Source organism: Bradyrhizobium sp. SZCCHNR1051, assembly GCF_032489615.1.
Lineage (GTDB): Bacteria > Pseudomonadota > Alphaproteobacteria > Rhizobiales > Xanthobacteraceae > Bradyrhizobium.
Genome location: NZ_JAUEYJ010000018.1, coordinates 120,740 through 145,166, shown reverse-complemented (window position 1 = coordinate 145,166; position 24,427 = coordinate 120,740). Strand labels below are relative to the sequence as shown.

The 24,427-nt window shown below is 65.6% G+C and carries 20 protein-coding genes and 1 riboswitch; of the genes, 14 read left to right on the top strand and 6 right to left on the bottom strand.

Annotation, left to right across the window (positions count from 1 at the left end):
• Positions 1-47: 47 nt before the first annotated feature.
• Positions 48-1,736 carry a 2,3-epoxybenzoyl-CoA dihydrolase gene (gene boxC / locus QW868_RS22400; protein ID WP_316231526.1) on the top strand — a complete coding sequence of 563 codons (1,689 nt, stop codon included), beginning with the start codon at positions 48-50 and terminating at the stop codon, positions 1,734-1,736.
• A gap of 114 nt (positions 1,737-1,850) precedes the next feature.
• Entirely contained in the window at positions 1,851-3,302 is a 1,452-nt protein-coding gene (gene boxB / locus QW868_RS22395; RefSeq protein ID WP_316231525.1) for a benzoyl-CoA 2,3-epoxidase subunit BoxB, read from the top strand.
• Between the two features lie 100 nt (positions 3,303-3,402).
• Here boxB and QW868_RS22390 read toward each other — a convergent pair whose 3' ends face one another.
• Positions 3,403-4,212 (bottom strand): SDR family oxidoreductase, encoded by an 810-nt coding sequence (locus QW868_RS22390; protein ID WP_315717136.1) that lies wholly within the window; start codon positions 4,210-4,212, stop codon positions 3,403-3,405.
• A gap of 115 nt (positions 4,213-4,327) precedes the next feature.
• On the bottom strand, positions 4,328-5,386 hold the full coding sequence (locus QW868_RS22385; RefSeq protein ID WP_316231524.1) for a polysaccharide deacetylase family protein: 1,059 nt from the start codon (positions 5,384-5,386) through the stop codon (positions 4,328-4,330).
• 164 nt (positions 5,387-5,550) lie between these two features.
• Here QW868_RS22385 and QW868_RS22380 point away from each other — a divergent pair, with 164 nt between their 5' ends.
• From QW868_RS22380 to QW868_RS22365, 4 genes are all read left to right on the top strand, one after another.
• Positions 5,551-6,945 carry an OmpA family protein gene (locus QW868_RS22380; protein ID WP_315797795.1) on the top strand — a complete coding sequence of 465 codons (1,395 nt, stop codon included), beginning with the start codon at positions 5,551-5,553 and terminating at the stop codon, positions 6,943-6,945.
• Between the two features lie 4 nt (positions 6,946-6,949).
• Positions 6,950-7,255: a hypothetical protein gene (locus tag QW868_RS22375; protein WP_316231523.1), complete on the top strand. Its 306-nt coding sequence runs from the start codon at positions 6,950-6,952 to the stop codon at positions 7,253-7,255.
• 517 nt (positions 7,256-7,772) lie between these two features.
• On the top strand, positions 7,773-8,828 hold the full coding sequence (locus QW868_RS22370) for a lysylphosphatidylglycerol synthase domain-containing protein (RefSeq protein WP_315740515.1): 1,056 nt from the start codon (positions 7,773-7,775) through the stop codon (positions 8,826-8,828).
• A gap of 28 nt (positions 8,829-8,856) precedes the next feature.
• Entirely contained in the window at positions 8,857-10,164 is a 1,308-nt protein-coding gene (locus QW868_RS22365; protein WP_315740514.1) for an ATP-binding protein, read from the top strand.
• Between the two features lie 121 nt (positions 10,165-10,285).
• On the opposite strand, the gene QW868_RS22360 is transcribed toward QW868_RS22365, so the two are convergent.
• Entirely contained in the window at positions 10,286-10,801 is a 516-nt protein-coding gene (locus tag QW868_RS22360) for a GcrA family cell cycle regulator (protein ID WP_315717142.1), read from the bottom strand.
• A 476-nt stretch (positions 10,802-11,277) separates the two neighbouring features.
• Here QW868_RS22360 and QW868_RS22355 point away from each other — a divergent pair, with 476 nt between their 5' ends.
• Both QW868_RS22355 and argF read left to right on the top strand, forming a co-directional pair.
• Complete coding sequence (locus QW868_RS22355; RefSeq protein WP_315740512.1) at positions 11,278-12,489, top strand: aspartate aminotransferase family protein; 1,212 nt, start codon at positions 11,278-11,280, stop codon at positions 12,487-12,489.
• 8 nt (positions 12,490-12,497) lie between these two features.
• Positions 12,498-13,424 carry an ornithine carbamoyltransferase gene (argF, locus tag QW868_RS22350; RefSeq protein WP_315717175.1) on the top strand — a complete coding sequence of 309 codons (927 nt, stop codon included), beginning with the start codon at positions 12,498-12,500 and terminating at the stop codon, positions 13,422-13,424.
• Positions 13,425-13,756: 332 nt separating this feature from the next.
• Here argF and QW868_RS22345 read toward each other — a convergent pair whose 3' ends face one another.
• Complete coding sequence (locus tag QW868_RS22345) at positions 13,757-14,143, bottom strand: endonuclease domain-containing protein (RefSeq protein ID WP_315774321.1); 387 nt, start codon at positions 14,141-14,143, stop codon at positions 13,757-13,759.
• A 115-nt stretch (positions 14,144-14,258) separates the two neighbouring features.
• Between QW868_RS22345 and QW868_RS22340 the strand changes: the two genes are divergently transcribed.
• Positions 14,259-15,266 carry an Hsp33 family molecular chaperone gene (locus tag QW868_RS22340; protein ID WP_315740511.1) on the top strand — a complete coding sequence of 336 codons (1,008 nt, stop codon included), beginning with the start codon at positions 14,259-14,261 and terminating at the stop codon, positions 15,264-15,266.
• Positions 15,267-16,165: 899 nt separating this feature from the next.
• Here the strand turns inward: QW868_RS22340 and apaG are convergent.
• Positions 16,166-16,558 carry a Co2+/Mg2+ efflux protein ApaG gene (gene apaG, locus QW868_RS22335; RefSeq protein ID WP_315735770.1) on the bottom strand — a complete coding sequence of 131 codons (393 nt, stop codon included), beginning with the start codon at positions 16,556-16,558 and terminating at the stop codon, positions 16,166-16,168.
• Between the two features lie 323 nt (positions 16,559-16,881).
• Between apaG and QW868_RS22330 the strand changes: the two genes are divergently transcribed.
• Genes QW868_RS22330 through QW868_RS22320 form a run of 3 tightly spaced genes read left to right on the top strand, consistent with a single transcriptional unit; the run spans position 16,882 to position 20,148 of the window.
• Positions 16,882-18,222 carry an OpgC domain-containing protein gene (locus tag QW868_RS22330; protein ID WP_315797791.1) on the top strand — a complete coding sequence of 447 codons (1,341 nt, stop codon included), beginning with the start codon at positions 16,882-16,884 and terminating at the stop codon, positions 18,220-18,222.
• The gene (locus QW868_RS22325) at positions 18,222-18,980 is read left to right on the top strand and encodes an SGNH/GDSL hydrolase family protein (RefSeq protein WP_315735774.1); all 759 of its coding nucleotides are present in this window, start codon (positions 18,222-18,224) and stop codon (positions 18,978-18,980) included. Before QW868_RS22330 ends, QW868_RS22325 begins: the two co-directional genes overlap by 1 nt.
• 13 nt (positions 18,981-18,993) lie before the next feature.
• Positions 18,994-20,148 (top strand): SGNH/GDSL hydrolase family protein, encoded by a 1,155-nt coding sequence (locus QW868_RS22320; RefSeq protein WP_315797789.1) that lies wholly within the window; start codon positions 18,994-18,996, stop codon positions 20,146-20,148.
• Between the two features lie 80 nt (positions 20,149-20,228).
• Here the strand turns inward: QW868_RS22320 and QW868_RS22315 are convergent, their stop codons facing one another.
• Positions 20,229-21,437 carry an O-succinylhomoserine sulfhydrylase gene (locus tag QW868_RS22315; protein WP_315773990.1) on the bottom strand — a complete coding sequence of 403 codons (1,209 nt, stop codon included), beginning with the start codon at positions 21,435-21,437 and terminating at the stop codon, positions 20,229-20,231.
• 76 nt (positions 21,438-21,513) lie between these two features.
• Positions 21,514-21,593, bottom strand: a riboswitch (SAM riboswitch).
• A gap of 112 nt (positions 21,594-21,705) precedes the next feature.
• On the opposite strand from QW868_RS22315, the gene QW868_RS22310 reads away from it, so the two are divergent.
• On the top strand, positions 21,706-22,812 hold the full coding sequence (locus tag QW868_RS22310; RefSeq protein WP_315735780.1) for a 2'-deoxycytidine 5'-triphosphate deaminase: 1,107 nt from the start codon (positions 21,706-21,708) through the stop codon (positions 22,810-22,812).
• Between the two features lie 120 nt (positions 22,813-22,932).
• Positions 22,933-24,411: an MATE family efflux transporter gene (locus QW868_RS22305; protein ID WP_316231522.1), complete on the top strand. Its 1,479-nt coding sequence runs from the start codon at positions 22,933-22,935 to the stop codon at positions 24,409-24,411.
• The last annotated feature ends 16 nt before the right edge of the window (positions 24,412-24,427 follow it).

Below are 24,427 nucleotides of genomic sequence, written 5' to 3'. Positions count from 1 at the left end.
GAATTATTGTGCATCTCAACGATAAGCACTCCAACGAAGGGTGACTCATGGCCGGGGAAGACCGCGTGCTCGCGGGAGGCAAGACGTTCATCGATTTTCAGACCGATCCCTCCCGCTACAAACATTGGAAGCTCTCGATCGACGGCGAGGTGGCGACGCTCGCCATGGACGTCGACGAGAATGGTGGCCTGTTCGAGGGCTACCAGCTCAAGCTCAATTCCTATGATCTAGGTGTCGACATCGAGCTGGCGGACGCCGTGCAGCGGCTGCGCTTCGAACACCCCGAGGTGAAGGTGGTCGTGCTGCGCTCGGCCAAGCCGCGTGTGTTCTGCGCCGGCGCCAACATCCGCATGCTCGCGGGCGCCACCCATGCCCACAAGGTGAACTTCTGCAAGTTCACCAACGAGACCCGCAACGGCTTCGAGGATTCCAGCGAGAATTCCGGCCAGCGCTTCATTACCGTGGTGAACGGCACAGCGGCCGGCGGTGGCTATGAGCTCGCGCTCGCCACCGACCACATCATCCTCGCCGATGACGGATCGTCCTCGGTGTCGCTGCCGGAGGTTCCGCTGCTCGCCGTGCTGCCGGGCACCGGCGGCCTGACGCGCGTCGTCGACAAGCGCAAGGTGCGCCGCGATCGCGCCGATGCGTTCTGCACGACGGAAGAGGGGGTCAAGGGCAAGCGCGCCGTGCAGTGGCGGCTGGTCGATGAGATCGCGCCGAACTCCAAGGTCGATGCCAAGGTGGCCGAGCGCGCCAAGGAGTTCGCGGCCGCCTCCAAGCGCAACGGCAGCGGCAAGGGCGTTGCGCTCACGCCGCTCAAGCGCGTGATCGATGCGTCAAGCGTACGCTACGGCTTCGTCAACGTCGACATCGATCGCGCCGCCCGCATCGCCACGATCACGATCTCGGCCCCCGAAGCCGCGCCGCCCGCCGACATCGACGGCATGATCGCGCAGGGCGCATCGTTCTGGCCGCTGCAGGTTGCGCGCGAGCTGGATGATGCCATCCTGCATCTGCGCATCAACGAGCTCGGCATCGCCATGCTGGTGTTCAAGTCGCATGGCGAGCGCGCCCAGGTGCTGGCCCATGACGCCTTCCTGGAGGCCAACAAGGCGCATTGGCTGGTCAACGAGATCCGTCACTATTGGAAGCGCGTGCTGAAGCGCATCGACGTCACGTCGCGGACGCTGGTGACCTTGGTCGAGCCCGGCTCCTGCTTCGCCGGCACACTCGCCGAGCTCGTGTTCGCCTCCGACCGCTCCTACATGCTGATCGGCACCATCCAGGGCGACAACCGTCCGGCGCCGGCGATCGAATTGTCGGCGATGAATTTCGGCCCCTATCCGATGAGTCACGGCCTGACGCGGCTGGAGTCGCGCTTCCTCGCTGATCCCAACGATCTCGAGCGTGTCCGCGCGCAGACTGGCAAGCCGCTCGAGGCCGACGAGGCCGAGGAGCTCGGCCTCGTCACCTTCGCGCTCGACGACATCGACTGGGAGGACGAGATCCGCGTCTTCCTCGAGGAGCGCGCCAGCTTCTCGCCGGACAGCCTCACCGGACTCGAAGCCAATCTGCGCTTCGCCGGCCCCGAGACGATGGAATCGAAGATCTTCGCCCGCCTCACCGCCTGGCAGAACTGGATCTTCCAGCGGCCCAACGCGGTCGGCGAGGAGGGCGCGCTCCGGCGCTACGGCACCGGCGAGCGGCCGAACTACGACATGACGCGAGTGTAAGGGGAGCGAACGGGGAGTGGCGAATAGCGAATAGGGAAGGATGTCTGGAACCCCTATTCGCTACTCGCCATTCGCTACTCGCCTCCAACAGATCAAAGCCCCCGGGAGGTCTCCATGAACATGAACATCATGAACGTCGATTACTCGACCAAGATTCCGAACAACGTGAATCTCGCCGAGGACCGTCAGGTCCTCAAGGCGCTGGAGGGCTGGCATCCCGGCTATGTCGACTGGTGGAATGACATGGGCCCCGAGGGCTTCCAGCAGTCGCTGGTTTATCTGCGCACGGCCTATTCGGTCGATCCGCGCGGCTGGGCCAAGTTCGACTACGTCAAGATGCCGGACTATCGCTGGGGCATTCTCCTTGCTCCGCAGGAAGAGGATCGCAAGATCCCGTTCGGCGAGCATTATGGCGAGCCGGCCTGGCAGGAGGTCCCCGGCGAATACCGCGCGCTGATGCGCCGCCTGATCGTGATCCAGGGCGACACCGAGCCGGCCTCGGTCGAGCAGCAGCGCCATCTCGGCAAGACCGCGCCGTCGCTCTACGACATGCGCAACCTGTTCCAGGTCAACGTCGAGGAGGGTCGCCACCTCTGGGCGATGGTCTATCTGCTGCAGAAATATTTCGGCCGTGACGGCCGTGAGGAGGCCGACGAGCTGCTGCGCCGCCGGTCGGGCGACGCGGATTCCCCACGCATGCTCGGCGCCTTCAACGAGAAGACGCCGGACTGGCTGTCGTTCTTCATGTTCACCTACTTCACCGACCGCGACGGCAAGATGCAGCTGCACTCGCTCGCGCAGTCCGGCTTCGACCCGCTGTCGCGCACCTGCCGCTTCATGCTGACCGAAGAGGCGCACCACATGTTCGTCGGCGAGACCGGCGTCGGCCGCGTCATCCAGCGCACCGTCGAGGCGATGCGGGCCGCCGGGATCGATGATCCCACCGACATCGCCAAGGTCCGCGCGCTCGGCGTCATCGATCTGCCGACCATCCAGAAGAAGCTGAACCTGCACTACACGCTATCGCTCGATCTGTTCGGCTCGGAGGTCTCGACCAACGCTGCGAACGCCTTCAATGCCGGCATCAAGGGCCGCTATCACGAGACCCAGATCCAGGACGATCACCAGCTCAAGAACGCGACCTATCCGGTGCTCAAGCTGGTCGACGGCGAGATCAAGCGGGTCGACGAGCCGGCGCTGACCGCGCTCAACATGCGCCTGCGCGACGACTACTCGCAGGACTGCGTCAAGGGCCTGTTGCGCTGGAACAAGATCATCAGCACGGCGGGCTACGACTTCCAGCTCAAGCTGCCGCATACCGCCTTCCACCGCGCCATCGGCGAGTTCAAGGACGTCCATGCGACACCCGACGGCATCCTGATCGACGAGGGGACCTGGCAAAAGCGCAAGAGCGACTGGCTGCCCTCGACCGATGACGGCGCCTACATCTCCTCACTGATGAAGCCGGTCACCGAGATCGGCGAGTACGCGTCGTGGATCGCGCCCCCGAAGGTCGGCATCGACAACAAGCCGGGTGACTTCGAGTACGTGAAGATCGAGACTTGATGAGAGGCGAATTGCGAGTTGCGAGTAGCGAATAGGGGAAGTAGCCTATTCGCTATTCGCTATTCGCTATTCGCTATTCGCTATTCGCTATTCGCCCTTCTCAGCTATCCCAGCCCGCGCCCGGAATGCCCGGATTTGCGTAGACGATACCGCCATCGACCGCGATCGTATTCCCCACCACGTAGTCGCCCGCGCGCGAGGCGAGGAAGATCGCTGTGCCCGCCATGTCCTCGTCGGTGCCGATGCGCCCGGCGGGCACGCGCGAGGCGACCTCGTCGGCGTTGTCGCGTGCTGCCTTGTTCATGTCGGACTTGAACGGTCCCGGCGCGATCGCGGTCACTACGATGTGGTCCTTGATCAGCTTGGCCGCCATGCGCCGCGTCAGATGGATCAGGCCGGACTTGCTCGCCGCATAGGAATAGGTCTCGAGCGGGTTGACGAAGATGCCGTCGATCGAGGCGATGTTGATGACCTTTGCGGGCCGTTCGGCGCTGGCCGCCGCACGCAAGGGAGCTGCGAGCGCCTTGGTCAGGAAGAACGGCGTCTTGAGGTTGAGGTTCATCACCTTGTCCCAGCCGCTCTCCGGGAATTCGTCGAAGTCGGCGCCCCACGCCGCGCCGGCATTGTTGACGAGGATGTCGAGCTTGGGCTCGCGCTTCTTGATCTCGCCCGCGAGCGTCTCGATGCCGGCCATCGTCGAAATGTCGATCGGCAGCGCGACGCATTCGCCGCCATATTCCGTCGTCAGTGCCTTGGCGGTCGCCTCGCAGGGCCCGGCCTTGCGCGCGGTGATGTAGACCCTCGCCGCGCCATGCGCGAGCAGGCCGGATGCGATCATCTTGCCGATGCCGCGCGAGCCGCCGGTGACGAGCGCGATGCGTCCTTCGAGTGAGAACAAGTTCCTGAGCATGAAGCCTCCCTTTTCTTATGTCATGCGTGCTTGTGAGCGGGACGCGCCAGCACGTCAAGTGAGACGCCGTCGCACGAATTCGCCGCAATTCAATCGGGGGAACGTTATGGCGGGGCTATGCCGCGTCGATGCGGCGGAAGCCGTTCCACATCGCGGTGGCCGCGCCCGAGGTCAGCACCGGCAGCACGCGGGCGTCCTGGTAGTGGCCGTTCAGCGAGACACGCGACAGGGCCGTGAGATGATCGGCGCTCTCGGCGAAGATCATGCCGGGGCGGGTGGTGACGGCGGTCTTGTAGCCGCTCGCGGCCGCCAGCACGAATTCGCGCTGGGAGGCGGCGGCGCGGTCGCCGTAGGGATAGGCCATGTGTAGCACCGGCCGCTGCAACTCGTTCTCGATCCGAGCACGGCTGTCGGCGATCTCGATGCGCGCCGTCTCCTCGGTCTGCTTGGCGAGATTGCAGTGACTGATCGAATGCGCGCCGATCGAGATCAATGGCTCAGTCGACAGCGCCCGGAGCTCGTCCCAGGACAGGCAGAGCTCGCGGCAGATCGAAGCCTCGTCGACGTCGTAGCGCGCGCACAGCGCGCTGATCTCACGCCGCACGTCGTGCTCGCCCGGCAGTGCGCGCAGCCAATCGTGCAGGCGCTGGAACGTCACGCATTTGGCTGCCGGCGTCGATGCATCGAGCTGCAGCGACAGCCCGCCGATCTCGATGTCGATCGTTTGCGCCTTCGCGACCAGCCGCTCCAGCGTCACCCACCAGAGCCGGCCCAGTCCCGATGCGAAATCGCTCGTCACATAGATGGTGAACGGCGCATCGAACTCGCGCATCACAGGCAGCGCGAAGTCGCGATTGTCGCGATAGCCGTCGTCGAAGGTGAAGCAGGCGAAGCGGCGCGAGAAGTCCTTCGCCTCCAGCCGGCTGTGCAACTCGTCGAGGGTGATGATCTCGATGTCGTGGTCGCGCAGGTGCGACAACATTTCGCGCAGGAAATCCGGCGTGACCTCGAGGTGACAATTGGGTTGAAAATCGGCGTCGTGGTGCGGCCGCACATGATGCAGCGTATAGATCGCTCCCACGCCCGAGAAGATCGGGCGCAGCCAGACATGCGCGCCGCTCAGATACAGCGCTTCCAGGCCGGCACGGATAAAGGTTTTGCGAAATCGCCTCATCTGAAATATGCGGCCCGGTGAGTGTCGGGACAAGGTTACCGACGAATGATTGAAGAAAGCCTTAGCCTGCGGTCGCAACGTACCGTGCGGCGCGCCTCATTTCCGGTTTGACAGGCATGCAAGGGTTTGTTTTCTCTCTGCTTCCTCGATGCGACGGATGACGAATGCGTGGACTTTTCAGGTGGAGCGGGAAATGGTGGCCTGGCGTCCTCCCGCTGATCGTGCTTTGGGGCCTCGCGGCCTGGACCAGCACCGTTCCCCTGGAGAATGATCTCGCCGGCCGCAGTTCGGCCGTCCTGAAGGGGGCCGTGCTCGACAGGACGAGCATCACGGTGGATGGCCGCGATGTCTCGCTGCGCGCCAATGCTTTTTCCGAGGCTGGACGCCGCGATGCGGTCGCTGCGGTGGACGGCGTGGCCGGCGTGCGGCTCGTCAACGACGAGACGCGGCTGGTCCCCGAGGCCAAGCCCTTCGTCTGGTCGGCCGAACGCGACGTCGTCCGGGTGACGCTGGGCGGCAATGCGCCGTTGCCCGCCTTGAAGGGCAGGCTGATGGACGCGACGCGGGCGGCGCTGCCAGGCGTGGAGGTCGCGGACCAGATGGGCCTGGCGCGCGGCGCGCCAACGCGCTTCGAGGATGCGGCGCTGCTGCTGATCGGCCAGATCGGCAGGCTGAAGGACGGCAAGTTCACGATCTCCGATGGCGAGGTCGCATTGTCCGGCATGGCCCGCGAGCTCGGCGGCCGCGAGGCGATCGCAGCCGCGCTCGGCAAGCTGCCGGACGGCTTCAAGGTCGCCAGCAACGACGTCAAGGCGCCGCCCTACATCTTCCAGGCCTACAAGGACCCCGTCGCGGTCACCGTGACGCTCGCCGGCAACGTTCCCGACGAGAACATCCACGCCGTCGTCGTCGGCTCTTCATCGCGAAAATTCTTCAGCGAGAAGGTCGTGGACAATCTCAAGAACAGCATCGGTGCGCCCACCAACTTCGTGAATGCGGTGGTGCCGGCGCTGGGCGCCTTGTCCCGGCTGTCGACCGGCACGCTGGTGGTGTCCGACCGCGACATCAAGATCTCCGGCGACGCGCTCTATGACGCCGCCGCCGCCCAGATCCGGACCGGGCTCGCCAAGGATGTCCCGCAGGGCTGGCAGGTGAAGGCCGACATCACGGTGAAGCCGGCAGCTGCCCCGGTCGATCCCACGGTGTGCCAGCAGCTGTTCTCGGACCTGCTCGGCAAGGCGAAGATCCGATTCGAGACCAGCCGCAGCGACCTCGACAGGGATTCCACCGGTCTGCTCGACCGCCTCGTCGAGATCGCGTTCCGCTGCCCCTCCGCCAATGTCGAGATCATCGGCCACACCGATGCCGATGGCGACCCCGCGGCCAATCAGGTGCTGTCGCAGAAGCGCGCCCAGGCCGTGGTCGATTATCTGGTCAAGGCCGGATTGCCGGCCGACCGCTTCACCCCGATCGGCTATGGCAGCACCCAGCCGGTCGTCTCCAACGACACCGCCGACGGCCGGGCACAGAACCGCCGCATCGAATTCGTGGTGAGGTAACGTCATGGCCTATCTCGTTGCCTTTCACTGGGGCTGGCTGGCCGGCGCCTTCGCCATCGGGCTGGCGATGGGCTGGGTCGCCGTGGTGCATCGTGCCCCGCGCGTGTCGGGCTGGCTGACCTGGCTGCTGGCGGCGCTGGCCGCCGGCCTGGTCGCGGCGGCCGTGACCTGCCTGATCCCCGGCCGGGCCGGCTACTGGCTCGAACTGCTGCTGATCATGTTTGTGCCCTACCTCGTCGGCTGCGCCATCGGCACCTGGCTGCGGGCGCTGGTGGTGATCCGCAGCATGCGGACGAAATCCGCGGCCTGAAGCGGCCGCCCGCCGGTCTGCGCCCGACGCCACCTGCCAAGACTGCAGCCAAGACTGCGGCGGCGCCCCCCGCCGTCGGCGTGCCCGGGTCATCGCAACTGCGAGACACGAAGGTTTGACGAGGTGCGACCCTGTCAAACGCGCAGCCGGCGCTTATCGTTGAACGATGACGACCCGCCCAGCCGTGGGGCCCCCCGGAAAGCCCGGAGATGCGCGTTCCTCACCGAAGTTTAACCTGGGCTTTGCAGGCTGGCCGGGAGCGTGCGCCGACGCTCCGTCCTGCATGATGGCTTGCCTGATGTCTTTGCCTGATGTCTTGCCTCATGTGCGGCAAAACGGTGCATCGCATTTCCGTAAAGCCTGCTAAGTATATCCATGTGTACGCTTTTGTTCGCACGCTCCGTGTTCCCCAATGCGTCGAAACGCGCTACGAGGGCGTTGTATGCGCACATGACGCGGCGGCCTCCGGGGCGCGGCGTCCCCGGCCGTCGTGATCGGATCACGGTGAGAGGTGTAGATGCTTGAAGCCATACGCAGAGCGGCCACGTTCCTGCGCGAGAAGCAAGTCCTGCACAAGCTCGGCGTGCTGATCAGCATCGCTGTGATCGCGGTCGCCTGCTACGTCCTCTACCACATGCTGCGCGGCATCGACACCTACGAGGTGCTCGAGGCGATCAAGAGCACGGAGCCGCATCAGATCGCGCTCGCCGCGCTGTTCGTTGCCGCCGGCTATTTCACGCTGACCTTCTACGATCTGTTCGCGGTGCGCGCGATCGGCCACGACCACGTGCCCTACCGCGTCAATGCGCTGGCCGCCTTCACCAGCTATTCGATCGGCCACAATGTCGGCGCCAGCGTCTTCACCGGCGGTGCCGTGCGCTACCGCGTCTATTCGGCCCATGGGCTGAACGCCATCGACGTCGCCAAGATCTGCTTCCTCGCCGGCCTGACGTTCTGGCTCGGCAATGCCGCCGTGCTCGGGCTCGGCATCAGCTATCATCCGGAGGCGGCGGCCTCGATCGACCAGCTGCCGCCCTGGGCCAACCGCATGGCGGCGATCGCGATCCTGGTCGGTCTGTTGGGGTATGTCGCCTGGGTATGGACCAAGCCGCGCGTGGTCGGCCGCGGGCCGTGGACCGTGGTGCTGCCGAGCGGCCCGCTGACCCTGCTGCAGATCGCGATCGGCATCATCGACCTCGGCTTCTGCGCGCTCGCGATGTATGTGCTGGTGCCGGACGAGCCCAATCTCGGCTTCGTCGTCGTGGCCGTGATCTTCGTCTCGGCGACCTTGCTCGGCTTCGCCAGCCATTCGCCCGGCGGGCTCGGCGTGTTCGACGCCGCGATGCTGGTCGGGCTGTGGCAGATGGACCGCGAGGAGCTGCTGGCCGGAATGCTCTTGTTCCGGATGCTGTATTATTTGGCGCCGTTCCTCATTTCTGTAATCTTGCTGACGTTTCGCGAGGTTATCATCAGCACGCGGTCGAAGCGGCTGCGGCAGGCCGCGCTCAGCCTCGATCCGGGCCCCCCGCCCGAAGCCGCTTTTGTGAGGAAGCGCAGCGATTCCGGTGCCTGACGCCAGCTCAAGGGAATAGTAGGACGAGATGGCTCTCGACGCTCCCTCCGACACGGCGCTCTCGATCTTCACCCCCTGGCCGGACCGGCTGCGCCATTCCGCGATCATCCTGCTGGCTGCGGCGCTCGCGCTTGCCGGGCTCGTGCTGCTGGACGAGCTGCTGCCGCTGCGGGCCCTGGCGGTATTCCTGTGTATCGCCGCCGCCGCCCTGGTGCCGTGGCGGCTGCATGGCGCGGTCGCCAAGCGGGAGGAGGAGCGCCACGCCAACCCGGTCGAGGCGCCGGCCGTGAGCGCAGTGGTCGAAGGCATCCCCGATCCCGCCGTGCTGCTCGATCGCGCCGGCCGCGTCATCCACCTCAACGCCGCCGCCGCGCAGCTCGCGCCTGCCTTGCGCAAGGGCGAACTCGCCCAATTCGCGCTGCGCACGCCGGAGATCATCACCGCGCTGCGCGAGGCGATCGCTACCACCGAGATCCGCCGCGCCACCTATCACGATCACGTTCCGGTCGATCGCTGGATGGAGCTGATCATCACGCCGGTGCCGGTGCCGACGGCGTTCGGCGGCACCGACAAATGCATGCTGATGACGTTCCACGATCTGACCCCGCTACGCCGGGTCGAGGAGATGCGCGCCGATTTCGTCGCCAATGCCAGCCACGAGCTGCGCACACCGCTGGCGGCGCTCTCGGGCTTCATCGACACGCTGCAGGGGCCGGCCAAGGACGATCCGAAGGCGCGCGAGCGCTTCCTCGGCATCATGCACATCCAGGCGACGCGCATGGCGCGGCTGATCGACGATCTCCTGTCGCTGTCGCGGGTCGAGCTGTCGGCGCATGTCCAGCCCCACGCCATGGTCGACGTCGTCCCCATCATCCGCCAGGTCACCGACGGGCTGGAGTCGCTGGCGCGCGAGCGCCAGGTGGTGATCGAGACCAGCCTGCCGGAGGCGCCGGTGACGATCGCCGGCGACCGCGAGGAGCTGCTGCGCGTGTTCGAGAACCTGATCGAGAACGCGCTGAAATACGGCGCCTCGGGCGGCCGCGTGATCGTCTCGCTGGAGCAGGCCGTCTCCGCCGAGAACGCGCCGGAGATCCGGGTCAAGGTGCGCGATTTCGGCCCCGGCATCGCGCCCGAGCATCTGCCGCGGCTGACCGAGCGCTTCTATCGCGTCGATGTCGGCGACAGCCGCGCGCAGGGCGGCACCGGGCTCGGCCTCTCTCTGGTGAAGCACATCCTCAACCGCCATCGCGGCCGGCTTCTGATCGAGAGCGTGCCGCGCAACGGCGCCGCTTTCACGGCCTGCTTTCCGCAGTCCAGGCCCGCAGCACGCGCCTGACGGGCGGGCGCATCTTGCGGCCCGGCGCAGGCCGGGCGCATATCATCGATCGTCGTGAACAGAGGCCGGACATCGCGAGGCGATGCGGAGCACCTCATCGCCCGCCGTGGTCGCCGGCCGCTCAGCGCGTGGTCGACTTCGCCGGCTGGCGGCGGCGGTCGGCCGCGGGCTGATAGGCGACGCGCGAATGCTGCGCGCAATAGGGCAGGCCAGAAAGCGCCTTGCCGCCGCAGAAGAAGAAATCCGCGCTCGAGGGATCGCCGACCGGCCAGTGGCAGGTCGCCTCGTTGAGCTCCAGCAGCGACAGCCGCTGGTTCATCGGTACGACGTTGTCGAATGCAACCGGATCGGGCTCCGCCTCAACCTCGAAAACCTGTGCGAGCGCCGTGTTGCCGCGCGCCACCGGGCGCGCCACCCGCATCATCGGCTGTGCCGGGCGGGCCGCCTTGCGCTGGCGCGGTGCCGCGGTGGCCGGGCTCTTGGCGCGGCCGGACAGGCCCAGCCGGTGCACCTTGCCAATCACGGCGTTGCGCGTCACGTTTCCGAGTTCCGCGGCGATCTGGCTGGCCGACAGTCCGGCTTCCCAGAGTTTTTTCAGTTGCTCGACGCGATCGTCGGACCAGGTCAATACGGTCATCGAACCTTTCCCTTCGCGTTGCGCCGGCCAATTCCGGGACGGCGCTGCGATGCTGTCTCAAGAAAATCCCTGGCGGCAGAATCCCTTGTCCCTCGCCGGGCGCGCGCAAGGCACCCGGACGTTACGCAAACTCAGAGAACTTCGAGAGGGATCAGAACTGCCGCACGAGATGTCGTACTCGACGTTGAAAACGCTACAATATGGCGTGACTCCCGCGCAAGAGTCGGCGGCCGCAGTCCACACATTCCGTGGTTCCCTGTGGCGTGTCTCGAGCTGCGTCAGGCGTCCGATTCTCACGGGCTGGCCCCCCATGCATCAGCTGACGCGTAGTTGACTCCCACCGCTGCCCGCATACAATAGATGCACGTGCCGCCTTGAAAAGGCGGCACATTTTGTTTTCCAGGGTGGGGTCCCTGATGCGCGATGGCGCCGCGTGGCGCGTGTCTCGGCCGGCCCGTCAGCTCATGTGATCCGCCATGACCAGTGTTGCCGCTACGCATCTCCTCCCCGTATTCGCCCGGGTCGATCTTTCGTTCGAGCGCGGCGAAGGCGCGTGGCTGATCGCGACCAATGGCGACCGTTATCTCGATTTTACCTCGGGCGTCGCAGTCAATTCGCTCGGCCATGCGCATCCGCATCTGGTCAAGGCGCTGCAGGAGCAGGCGGCCAAGCTCTGGCACATGTCGAACCTGTTCAAGAGCCCGGATGGCGAGCGCCTTGCCGCGCGGCTGTGCGAGCAGAGCTTTGCCGACTACGTATTCTTCGCCAATTCGGGCGCGGAGGCGATGGAAGGCGCGATCAAGATCACGCGCAAATATCACGCCGCCAAGGGACATCCCGAACGCTATCGTATCATTACGTTCGAAGGCGCGTTCCACGGCCGCACGCTCGCCACGCTCGCCGCGACAGGTTCGGCCAAATATCTCGACGGCTTCGGTCCGCCGATGGACGGCTTCGATCAGGTTCCGTTCGGCGACATCGAAGCAGTGAAGAAGGCGATCGGTCCGCACACCGCCGGTATCCTGGTCGAGCCGGTGCAGGGCGAGGGCGGCGTGCGCACCGCGCCGCTGCCGTTCTACAAGGCGCTGCGCCAGCTCTGCGACGACAACGGTTTGTTGCTGGTCATCGACGAGGTCCAGACCGGCATGGGCCGCACCGGCGATCTGTTCGCGCATCGCTGGCTCGGCGTCACGCCGGACGTGATGTCGCTGGCGAAGGCGCTCGGCGGCGGCTTTCCGATCGGCGCCGTGCTCGCCACGGCCGAGGCCGCGTCGGGCATGACGCCGGGCTCGCATGGCTCGACCTTCGGCGGCAATCCGCTGGCGGTCGCCGCGGCCAACGCCGTGCTCGACGTGATGCTGGCGCCCGGCTTCTTCGATCACGTCCGCAAGATGTCGCTGCTGTTGAAGCAGAAGCTCGGTGCCGTTCTCGATCGTCATCCCGATGTCATCTCCGAGATCCGAGGCGAGGGCCTGCTGATCGGCGTCAAGGCGGTGGTGCCGTCGGGCGATCTGGTCGCGGCGCTGCGCGATCAGAAGCTGCTCACGGTGGGGGCCGGCGACAACGTCGTACGCTTCCTGCCGCCGCTGATCGTCAACGAATCCGAAATCGAACAATCGGTCGAGATGCTCGATCGCGCCTGCGCGGCGCTGTCGGGCGGGCCTGCCAAGCAGGCGGCCGCATCATGAGCAAGACCATGGGCAACACGCCGCGTCATTTCCTCGATCTCACCGAGATGCCGGTGGAGGAGTTGCGCAACGTGCTGGCGCTGTCCAGCGCGATGAAGAAGACCTTGAAGGCGCGCGAGCCGGCGAAGAAGCCGCTCGAGGGCAAGGTGCTGGCGATGATCTTCGACAAGCCGTCGACACGCACCCGCGTGTCGTTCGACGTCGGCATGCGCCAGCTCGGCGGCGAGGCGATCATGCTGACCGGCACCGAGATGCAGCTCGGCCGCGGCGAGACCATCGCCGACACCGCGCGCGTGCTGTCGCGCTATGTCGACGCCATCATGATCCGCATCCTCAGCCATGAGGCGCTGCTCGAGCTCGCCGCGCACGCCACCGTGCCAGTCATCAACGGCCTGACCCGGCGCTCGCATCCCTGCCAGGTGATGGCCGACGTGATGACCTTCGAGGAGCATCGCGGCTCGATCGAGGGCCGCACCGTGGCCTGGACCGGCGACGACAACAACGTGCTGGCCTCCTGGGCGCATGCCGCCGAGCGCTTCAAGTTCCGGCTCAACGTCGCTACCCCGCCGCAGTTGTCGCCGGGCAAGCCGATGAAGGATTTCATCCGCGCCACCCGGGCCGACATCCATCTCGGCCACGATCCGGAGGTCGCTGTCGCCGGTGCCGACTGCGTCGTCACCGACACCTGGGTCTCGATGGGAGACAAGGATGGCGAGCACCGCCACAATTTGCTCAAGCCCTATCAGGTCAACTCCAAGCTGATGTCGCTGGCCAAGCCGGAGGCGCTGTTCATGCATTGCCTGCCGGCCCATCGCGGCGAGGAGGTCACCGACGAGGTGATCGACGGCCCGCAGTCGGTCGTGTTCGACGAAGCCGAGAACCGCCTGCACGCACAGAAGGGCATCTTGGCCTGGTGCTTCGGCGAGCGAGCTTAGGGACTTGATAACGAGAAAGTTTGAGCTACGTATTCGGTGCACCCTCTCCCCTTGTGGGAGAGGGTGGTTTCCATGCGGAGCATGGAAACCGGGTGAGGGGTTGCCCCGGGCTCAGGCTTGAGTGTGTGGCACCAACCCCTCACCCAAGTGAGTTCGCTGCTTCCGTCGGTGTAGCCCTCTCCCACAAGGGGAGAGGGCGCATTCATCAATCCCGTGAGGGGCTGATCTTTCGATCGCGTTCGCCGGTTGATTAGTTCAAGGTTTGTTTGAATCCGCGCGGCAAGCTCGGTGCACCTTCTCCCTTGTGGTGGCATGATCGACCGGCGGCGCGGTCATACTGGGTGAAGGGTCTCTCTCGGTTCGCTCAGCTTTACGAGAATGTCCTCGAGAACGGCCGAGCGTTGAAGGAGCACCTCGTTGTTCCAGTACCTCGCAACTCTAAACCCCTCTCTTGCGAGCACTTCCTCTCTCGTCCGATCACGCACCGCGTCGGCATGCTGACTGCCATCGATCTCGATGACCAGGCGCTGCTCGAAGCAGACGAAATCGAGGATGTAGTCCCGGAACGGCACTTGTCGTCGAAACTTGAACTGCGACAGGCGGCGGTCGCGCAGCAGCCGCCACATAGCAGCTTCGGCATCAGTTGGCTCCCGACGCATTGCTTTCGCGAAGCCGCGGATGCGCTTGGCCGTTGGTCGATGATGCGGTGCTTGCGTCACCACCCCCACCCTGCGATGCGACCTAATCCTCTCCCACGAGAAGGTATACGGAGCCCGCGGTATACGCTAGTTCCATCCCCCTTCACTTTCCCCGCTTCATCCCCAAATACGCCCCATGACAACCAATTCCCCCGACAACGACATCCATCTCGACACCAGCCGCGCCCCCTCGGCGGTGCCGGTCGACGACGCCGTGCTGCCGTTCGAGGTCGCGGCGCTCGATCTGCGCGGGCGACTGACCCGCATGGGTCCCGCGCTCGACGATATCCTCACCAAGCACGCCTATCCCGCGCCCGTGGGCAAGCTGCTCGGCGAGGCCATCGTGCTGACGACGCTGCTCGGCTCCTCGCTGAAATTCGACGGCCGCTTCATCCTGCAGACCCAGACCGACGGGCCGGTGTCATTCCTGGTGGTCGACTTCCAGGCGCCCGACCGGCTGCGCGCTTACGCACGCTATGACGAGGCGCGACTGCAAGAGCTGAAGGATTCGGCCAAGGACTCCGGCGGCCTGCTCGGCAAGGGCCATCTGGCGATGACCATCGATCAGGGCGCCGACATGAGCCGCTACCAGGGCCTCGTCGCGCTTACCGGCGGCAGTCTGGAGGAGGCCGCGCATGAATACTTCCTGCGCTCCGAGCAGATCCCGACCCGTGTGCGCCTCGCCGTCGGCGAGGAGTGGAGCGGCGGCAAGCACCGCTGGCGCGCCGGCGGCCTGCTGACGCAGTTCCTGCCCCAGGCGCCCGAGCGCCTGCGCCAGGCCGATCTGCATCCCGGCGATGCGCCCGAGGGCACCGAGCTGCATGCGGTCGAGGAAGACGAGGCCTGGATCGAGGGCCAATCGCTTGTCGCGACGGTCGAGGATATCGAGCTGATCGACCCGGCGCTGTCCGGCGAGCGGCTGCTGTATCGTCTGTTTCACGAGCGCGGCGTCCGCGTGTTCGACACCGTGCCGCTGCAGGCGCGCTGCTCCTGCTCGCGCGATGCGGTCGCCAACATGCTGAAGAGCTTCTCGCCCCAGGACCGCGCCGACATGGTGCAGGACGACAAGGTCGTCGTCACCTGCGAGTTCTGCTCCTCGGTCTATCATTTCACTCCGCACGAAGCCGGCGTGACGGAGAATTGACTCTGTTGCGCTCGCTCCGCGCATCGTAGTGATCGTGGTCGAGCGACAGCCCTCCGTACGTCATCGCGAGCGCGTCGTCGCTTCGCTCCTCGCGATGACGCTCGATAGGCGGCGGCTGCGTCGCGCGGCGTCGGAGAGAATGTCGGGAGTTCGTGTGCGCCGGCGATTTCCATTAGTTCGTTGTTGAAAATCGGCTTTCTCGCTGATCGACGCCTCATCCTTGCCCGTCGCGTTGATTGGTCGCAGCAACAAACAACTTGTGCCGTCGGGCAAATCACTGGCACATTTCCGCGCATCCTGTTGCCGCATGAGGGGCGTTTCGCGACCGTCACGGACCGTTGGCAGTGGGAGGCGATGGGCGTGTGTCGTTGCAGCGCGATATTTGCGCGGACGAACGGCGATGCACGCACGGTCAAGTCGCGCGGTCCTGATATCCCGATGCTGATATCAACTCACGTTGAGGCTTCGCTTCGCGTGGGGATGGCGGCCAGAAAGCCCGGCGCGCCAGGGAGAACGCGAAGCAGCCGTTAAAACCAGTCGCGCAGGGAAGGCCGGGTCGTTCCGGCTGAACCTGTGGTACCTGCCGCCTGCATTTTTTTCTGCAGGCGGGCCGCAGGCCTCAGCCGAGGCCCGGCCTTCCCTGCGCCCTCTATTTGCAGAGGGCGGATGAATGGGCAAAGCTCGGACGCGAGATGCGTCGCGAGAACGATGACGTGCGGCGTGAGTACAGGATCCATCGTATTGCACTTCGTCCGCTGGCGCGTTGTCGGAAGCTTGCCGGGACGACAGCGGGCCAAACATCGGCAGGCGAGCCGCAAGGACAAGATGTTGAACGTCGAGAGCAGCACAAGAGACAGCGAGCGGACGACTGGGGGCAGTCGAACTGCATGCCTTCTCAGCTAATTCAACACCCGCTTGCCGTCGGGGCTGTCGAGCGAGAAGGCCGGCACGGCGATGTCGAAGTGCTCACCGCTCTCGCTCTCCATCTGGTACGAGCCGGCCATGAAGCCGGACGCGGTGGTGAGCGGGACGCCGGAGGTGTATTCGAAGCGCTCGCCTGGCGCGAGCACCGGCTGCTCGCCGACCACACCCTCGCCGCGGACCTCCTGCTGCCGGCCGATCCCATCGGTGATGATCCAATGCCGGCTGCGCAGCCGCACCGTCTCCTCCCCGCTGTTGGTGATGACGACGGTATAGGACCAGAACCAGCGGCCATCGGCCACCGACGACTTCTCAGGCAGGAAGTTCGGTTCGACGGTCACTTCGATGTGGCGAGTCACGGCGCGATACATGGTGGCATTGTAGCGGAAACCAGCGCCGGAACCAATCGGGACGCCATCGTGCTTTCAACACAGTTCCGCATTATGGCACCAGAATCGCGGACTCTGTCGCCCGTATGCGCGATCCGTTCCTTGGGCTCGGATCGGGCGCGGCCGGCAGCACCCTGGCGGTGATCGCCCTGTCCTGCGTCGTGCGATCGCCACCAGCCGTCCGCCAAGGTCGAAAAACTGGGCACGGCCCAGCTGATAAGTCCTTCATCGCTTGCGCGAAAACTGCGCAGCCCTACATTTCCCCTGCCGGGCCTCGAGGGCTGGCAGCTTTGACGCGGTGCCTGATGACGTCGATTGTCGATCGCCTTGCCGGACCGTCCGCCCCCGCAGCCAGCGCCGCACCCGCGCCGGCTACGGAGACTGCCGCTGCGGCGAGCGCGGCTGCACCTGCGGTTGCATCTGCATCTGCCGTCGCGGCTGCGCCGGCCGTCAGCGCTGCACCCGCCATCACCGCCGTCCCTGCGATCACCTTCCCGGCGGTCGGCGAGCGCGAACTGCGGCTCGACCTGTTTCGCGGGCTGGCGCTATGGCTGATCTTCATCGACCATCTGCCGCCGAACCTGCTGACCTGGTTCACGCTCCGCAACTACGGCTTCTCCGACGCCACCGAGATCTTCATCTTCATCTCAGGCTACACGGCGGCGTTCGTCTACGGCCGGGCGATGCAGGATGCCGGTTTCATCGTCGCAACCGCGCGCATCCTGCGCCGCGTCTGGCAGATCTACGTCGCCCACGTCTTCCTGTTCACGATCTTCCTCGCCGAGATCTCCTACGTCGCGACCAGCTTCGAGAACCCGCTCTACACCGAAGAGATGGGAATCATGGATTTTCTCAAGCAGCCGGACGTGACCATCGTGCAGGCGCTGATCCTGCGCTTCCGCCCCGTCAATATGGACGTGCTGCCGCTCTACATCGTGCTGATGTTGTTCCTGCCGTTGATCCTGTGGCTGATGCGTTGGCGGCCCGACGTGACGCTCGGCCTATCCGTCATTCTCTATGCCGTGACCTGGGAGCTCGATCTCTATCTGACGGCCTATCCCAACGGCTTCTGGGCCTTCAATCCGTTCGCCTGGCAATTGCTGTTCGTGTTCGGCGCCTGGTGCGCGCTCGGCGGCGCGCGGCGCATGTCGCGCATCATCAACTCGCCGATCACGCTCGGGCTCTGCGTCGCCTATCTGGTCGCGGCCTTCTGTGTGACCCTGACCTGGTACATTCCGCAGCTCGGCCATCTGATGCCGCGCCGAATCGAGCAGTGGATGTATCCGATCGACAAGACCGACCTTGACGTGTTGCGTTTCGCGCATTTTCTCGCACTCGCAGCACTCACCGTGCACTATTTGCGCAAGGATTGGCCGCTCTTGAAGTCGCCGTGGCTGCGTCCGCTGATTGTCTGTGGGCAACACTCGCTCGAGATCTTCTGTCTCGGCGTGTTTCTGGCGTTTGCGGGCCACTTCGTCCTTGCCGAAGTGTCCGGCGGCGCCATGATGCACGCGGTGATCAGCCTTTGCGGCATCCTCATCATGTGGGGGGTGGCGTCGTTGATTTCGTGGTACAAGCGTGAGGCCGATAAGGGCGCGACGCGAAAAGGTGCGCGCAGCAACGCCGATCTGGCGGGAGGGGGCTGATGAAGTCCGTCTCGTGGTTAAGGTTTGGTATCGCAGTGCTGGCTGTTTCGCTGGCGGCCTCTGCGCGCGCGGAAGAGGCGCCGCAGAACTGCGAGGTGCCGGCCTACCTGCTGACCACCGAGAGCCCGCTTCCGAAGGTTGCAGACGCCGTCAAGAACGGCCGCACGCTGGATATTCTCGTCGTCGGAAGCAGGTCATCCTCCATTGTCAGCACCTCCGACGCCAATGCCTACCCCGCCCGTCTGCAGGCTGCGTTGAAGGACAAGCTGCCAACCGTCGCCGTCAATCTCAGCATCGAGCTGCAGCCCAAGAAGACGGCCGAGGAGGTCGCGGGCAATCTCGTTAAACTGGTGGAAGGAAAAAGGCCTAATTTGGTCATCTGGCAGACCGGCACGGTCGACGCCATGCGGTCGATCGATCCTGATGAGTTCCGGCAGGCGGTCGACGACGGTGTGGCGACGCTGCAGAAAGCGGGAGCTGACGTCGTCTTGATGAACCTGCAATACAGTCCGCGGACGGAGACATTGATCTCCGTGCCGCCCTATGTCGACAACATGCGTGTGGTGGCGCAGCACCGGGACATTCCGCTGTTCGATCGGTTTGCCATCATGCGGCAATGGAACGAGCAGGGCGATTTCGACCTGTTCAATCCGACGCACGGAGTCGAGCTGGCCAAGCAGGTTCATGACTGCCTCGGCCGGGCGCTGTCGAAGTTCATCATCGACGCGGCGCATATCGGGCCGGCGCAGCAGAACTAGGGTTATGTCGTTCATGACGTCGAATGAGTGTCACCGCGTCTCCGGGACATGGGAGAAGCTTTCGGCCGTTGCGGTCATTGCCATCGCCCTCGCGCTGAGCCCGCAGAAGCTACGGGCGCAGAGCGCAGCGCCGGCTGCGCCCGCCGCGCTTTCCGATGTGGAGAGCTCCGATCCAAAGGCTCCGCTGATCAGCGGGCGACCGAGCATCGGTCACGTCACGGTGGCGCAGGCGAGCGATCAGGTGCCCGGGCCGATCGCCGTGGCGCGCCCGGCGGCCACAACCTCGCCGCCTGCGGCGACGACCGCGCCGGCCATGACCGATGCACAGCCGCCGGCTGCAGCCGGGCAGGCCGTCGTGGCGGCGCCGCCGTCGCGCAGCATCACCGAGCGGGCGATCGACAAGGTCAAGCAGGTCGCGAAGTCGGCCACCGACATCTTCAACCGCGTGCCGTGCCTGACGCCGAAGGGCGTCGCCAAGAAGAATTTCATTTCGCTGCCGCACGTCGCCAACAAGCTCGCCTCCGGCCTGCCGGTCGTCATCGTCGCCTTCGGCTCGTCGTCGACGCAGGGCTATGGCGCGAGCGCGCCGGACTACACCTATCCGAATCGGCTCGCCGCGCAGCTGCGCCGGCAATATCCGATGGTCGACATCAGCGTCATCAATGCCGGCGTCGGCGGCGAGGATGCGCCGGAGATGATGAAGCGGCTGGAGACGTCGGTGATCGACCGGCATCCGGATCTCGTGATCTGGCAGGTCGGCACCAATGCCGTGCTGCGCGATCTCGATCCCGCCGAGACCGCCAAGCTGGTCGATGACGGCGTCGCCAAGATCCAGGCGGCGGCCTCCGATGTCGTGCTGGTCGACCTGCAATATTCGCCGCGCGTCAACGAGCGCTCGGAGAACGCCAGCCGCATGAACAAGCTGCTCGGGCGTATCGCCGAGCTGCATCACGCCGGCATCTTCCCCCGCTTCGAGGTGATGCGCGACTGGCACGAGCGGCAGGCGATCCCGATCAACGAGTTCGTGATCTCGGACGGTCTGCACATGAGCGATTGGGGCTACGCCTGCTTCGCCCAGCTGCTCGGCGACGACATCATCCGCTCGGTCGGCCAGGTCAAGCTCGGCATCAACACGCCGGCCAACGTGCTGACCTATCGGCCGATGTGAGAGTGGCGAGTAGGGAATAGCGAGTAGCGAATAGGATGCAATCGGTACGCCCTATTCGCCATTCTCTATGCGGCCATTCGCTACGCGGCCCTCAGGGCCGCATCCAGATCCTCGATCAGATCGTCGGCATGCTCGAGCCCGGCGGAGAAGCGGATGAAGCCCTCGCTGATGCCGAGCTCGGCGCGCGCCTCCGGCGTCAGCCGCTGGTGCGTCGTCGTCGCCGGATGCGTGACCAGCGTCTTGGCGTCGCCGAGATTGTTGGAGATGCGCGCGAGCTTCAAGCCGTTGAGCGTGCGGAAGGCGCCGGCCTTGCCGCCCTTCACCTCGAAGCCGACCAGCGTCGAGCCGGCGCGCATCTGCTTGCGCACGGTCGCCGCCTGCGGATGGTCCTCGCGACCGGGATAGATCAGCCGCGAGATCTTCGGATGCGCCGCGAGAAAGTCGGCCACCTTCGCCGCCGTCTCGGTCTGCGCGCGCACGCGCACCGCCAAGGTCTCCAGGCCCTTGAGCAGGACCCAGGCGTTGAACGGCGAGATCGACGGACCGGTCTGGCGCATGAAATTGTGGATGTGCTCGGCGATGAACGCCTCCGACGACAGGATCACGCCGCCGAGGCAGCGGCCCTGGCCATCGATGTGCTTGGTCGCGGAATACACCACGACGTCGGCGCCGAGCGCGAGCGGGCTCTGCCAGATCGGGGTCGCGAACACGTTGTCGACGATCAGCCGCGCGCCACGGGCGTGCGCGATCTCGGCGATCGCGGGAATGTCCATCACGTCGAGCGTCGGATTGGTCGGGCTCTCCAGGAAGAACGACTTGGTGTTCGGCCTGACCGCCTTCTGCCATTGGTCGAGGTCGAGCCCATCGACCAGGGTCGATTCGATGCCGTAGCGCGGCAAGAGATCTTCGACGACGTAGCGGCACGAGCCGAACAGCGCCTTGGCGGCGACGACGTGATCGCCGGCACGGAGGGGAGCGAGGATTGCCGTGGTGACTGCGGCCATGCCGGTTGCGGCCGAGCGGCAGGCCTCGGCGCCCTCGAGCTCGATCATGCGGCGCTCGAACATTGCCGTGGTCGGGTTGGAGAAGCGCGAATAGATGAAGCCGGGATCCTCGCCCTTGAAGCGCGCCTCGCACTCCTCGGCGGTGGCGTAGACGAAGCCTTGCGTCAGATAGAGCGCCTCGGCGGTCTCGCCGAATTCGGAACGCAAGGTGCCGGAATGCACCAGACGGGTTTCAGGACGATAGCGGGCGAACGACGCCGGGGCCTTCGCGGGGGACTTCGACATGTGACCTCCATCGTGACCACCGCCTCCAGCGATGGGCACAAAAAAACCGGCCTGGGAAAACTCCTCACGGCCGGGATCACAATCGTCCCCGGCCTGTTTAGCGACTTATTTAACGTGGCTGCAAGCCGGCCGGCTCAAATCACCACGGGATAAGTCGTGCTCATAGTCGCAACCGGCCTTTCCGTCAAGCCAGCCATCGGATAACCGGTAAAAAGACCCTATATAGGCTCGATAAGCCGCCGTTCCGGCGCCTGCAAAGGATCAGGTCTTGCCGTTTTCGCTCAGCCCCGACGCCCACGGCATCCTCCCCGATCGCATGATCGTGGCGATGGCGGAGGCTGGCCTGATCATCCCCGCATACGATTTTGTCGAAAGCCAGATCCAGCCGGCGAGCCTGGACCTGCGGCTCGGCGACATCGCCTATCGCGTGCGGGCAAGCTTTCTGCCCGGGCCGGGCGCGACGGTCGCCGAGCGTATCGACGAGTTGAAGCTGCACGAATTCGCGCTCGCCGACGGCGCAGTGCTGGAGACCAACTGCGTCTACATCGTGCCGCTCTTGGAGAGTCTCGCGCTGCCGAAGGACATCGTCGCGGCCGCCAATCCGAAGAGCTCGACCGGGCGGCTCGACGTGTTCACCCGCGTGATCGCCGACGGCACGCGACGGTTCGACATGATCGGAGCCGGCTATCACGGTCCGCTCTACGCCGAGATCAGCCCGAAGACGTTTCCCGTTTTGCTGCGCGAAGGCTCGCGCCTGTCCCAGGTCCGCTTCCGCTACCGCGACGCGGTTCTGTCGGAGGACGAACTGATCGCGCTGCATCAGGCCGAGCGGCTGGTGGATCGCGATGATGCGGATCTCGTCGGTGGCGTCGCTCTTTCCGTCGACCTGTCCGGCAGCAATGCCAACGGCTATGTGGGCTATCGCGCCAAGCGTCATACCGGCGTCGTCGACGTCGACCGCCGCGCCGGCTATGCCGTGGAGGAGTTCTGGGAGCCGATCAAGGCGCGCCCCGACGGCAGCCTCATTCTCGATCCCGGCGAGTTCTACATCCTGGCTTCGAAGGAGGCCGTGCAGGTGCCGCCGGACTACGCCGCCGAGATGGTGCCGTTCGATCCGCTCGTGGGCGAATTCCGTGTCCACTATGCCGGCTTCTTCGATCCCGGCTTCGGCTATGCCGGCGCCGGCGGGCAGGGCTCGCGCGCGGTGCTTGAGGTGCGCTCGCGCGAGGTGCCGTTCATCCTCGAGCATGGCCAGATCGTCGGCCGCCTCGTCTATGAGAAGATGCTGGCCCGGCCGAACGCGATGTATGGCAGCCGCATCGGCTCCAACTACCAGGCCCAGGGCCTGAAGCTCTCCAAGCACTTCCGCCTCTAGGCCCGGCTGCGCGCTGACCGCGCACCCCCAATGCGCCCGCTGCACGGGGCGCGGCCCGGCGGTGTGCTAGGAGGAACGACAAAGGTCCCGCCAGATGGCGCGGCCAAACGGGGAGCGAGCATGTCCGAGATCGGCTTGGCCGACAGTCCGGTCGGCGAGGGGCGTACGTTGCCGCCCATCGCGAAGCCGGTTCGGAATGCGCTCGTCGACGGCCCCATTCTGCGCACCCTGCTGTCGCTGGCCTGGCCCAACATCATCGCGAACACGGCAGGCACCTGCGTCGTCATCGCCGAGACCTCCTATATCGGCCGGCTCGGTATCGAGGCGTTGGCGGCGATGGCGCTGGTGTTCCCGCTGGTGATCCTGACCATGACGATGTCCGGCGGCGCCATGGGCGGCGGCGTGGCCTCGGCGATCGCGCGGGCGCTCGGCGCCGGCGACACCGAACGGGCCTCGGCCCTCGCCACGCACGCGCTGCTGATTGCGCTGTTGTTCGGCGCGACCTTCATGGTCGGCATGCTGGTGTTCGGTCCCGCTTTGCTGGAGGTGCTCGGCGGCCGCGGCGCGGTGCTGAGCCATGCCACAGCCTATCTGCAGATCTTCTTCGGCGGCGCCATCCTGCCCTGGCTGATGAACTCGATGGCCGGCATCCTGCGCGGCACCGGCAACATGAAGCTGCCGTCGTTCATGATCCTCAGTTCGGCGCTGCTGCAGATCGTATTGGGCGGCACGCTCAGCCTGGTCCTCGGGCTCGGCATGCGCGGCGTCGCCGCCGGCGCGCTGCTGGCTTTCTGCGTCAGCATCTCGGTGATGGGCTGGTACCTGTTCTCCGGCCGCGCGCGCGTGCGGCCGAAGCTGCGGGGCCTGAAGATCAGCCGCGCGATGTTCGCCGACATCCTCAAGGTCGGCGCCATCGCCTGCTTCTCGCCGCTGCAATCCGTGCTGTCGATCGCGATCTTCACGCACATGCTGGCATCGTTCGGCACCGCCGTGCTGGCCGGCTACGGCATCGGCGCACGGCTCGAATTCATGGTGACCACTGTCGCGTTCTCCGTCGGCATGGCCTCGGTGCCGATGGTCGGCATGGCGATCGGTGCGGAAAGAATCGCGCGTGCCCGCCGGATCGCCTGGACGGCGGGGCTGGTCTCTTTCGCGTCGGTGGGTGCGCTGTCGACGTTGATCGCGATCGTCCCGCAATTGTGGGTCGACATCTTCACCCAGGACGAGAGCGCGCGCAGCGCGGGCCGGCACTATCTTCAGGTCGCAGCGCCAATGTATGCCTTCATCGGCCTGGCGATCTCGATGTACTTCTCCTCGCAGGGCGCAGCCAGGGTGATCGGTCCGGTGCTGGCACAGACGGTGCGGCTCGTCTTCATCGCCGCAGGCGGCAGCTATCTGCTGAGCCATGCCGCGACCGAGGGCGACTTCTTCATGCTGGCGGCGTCCTCGATGGTCCTGCTCGGAGTGCTGACGCTCGCCAGCGTCATGCTCACCCGCTGGGGCCCGAAGCCGGCCGCAGCGCTGGAGCTGCGCCCGGCCGTGCTGGCCGCCGAGCTCGGCTCGGGGGCGCAGATCCCGCCATCTCCGCATGTCGGCTGACGGCTGCGCGGCTCGT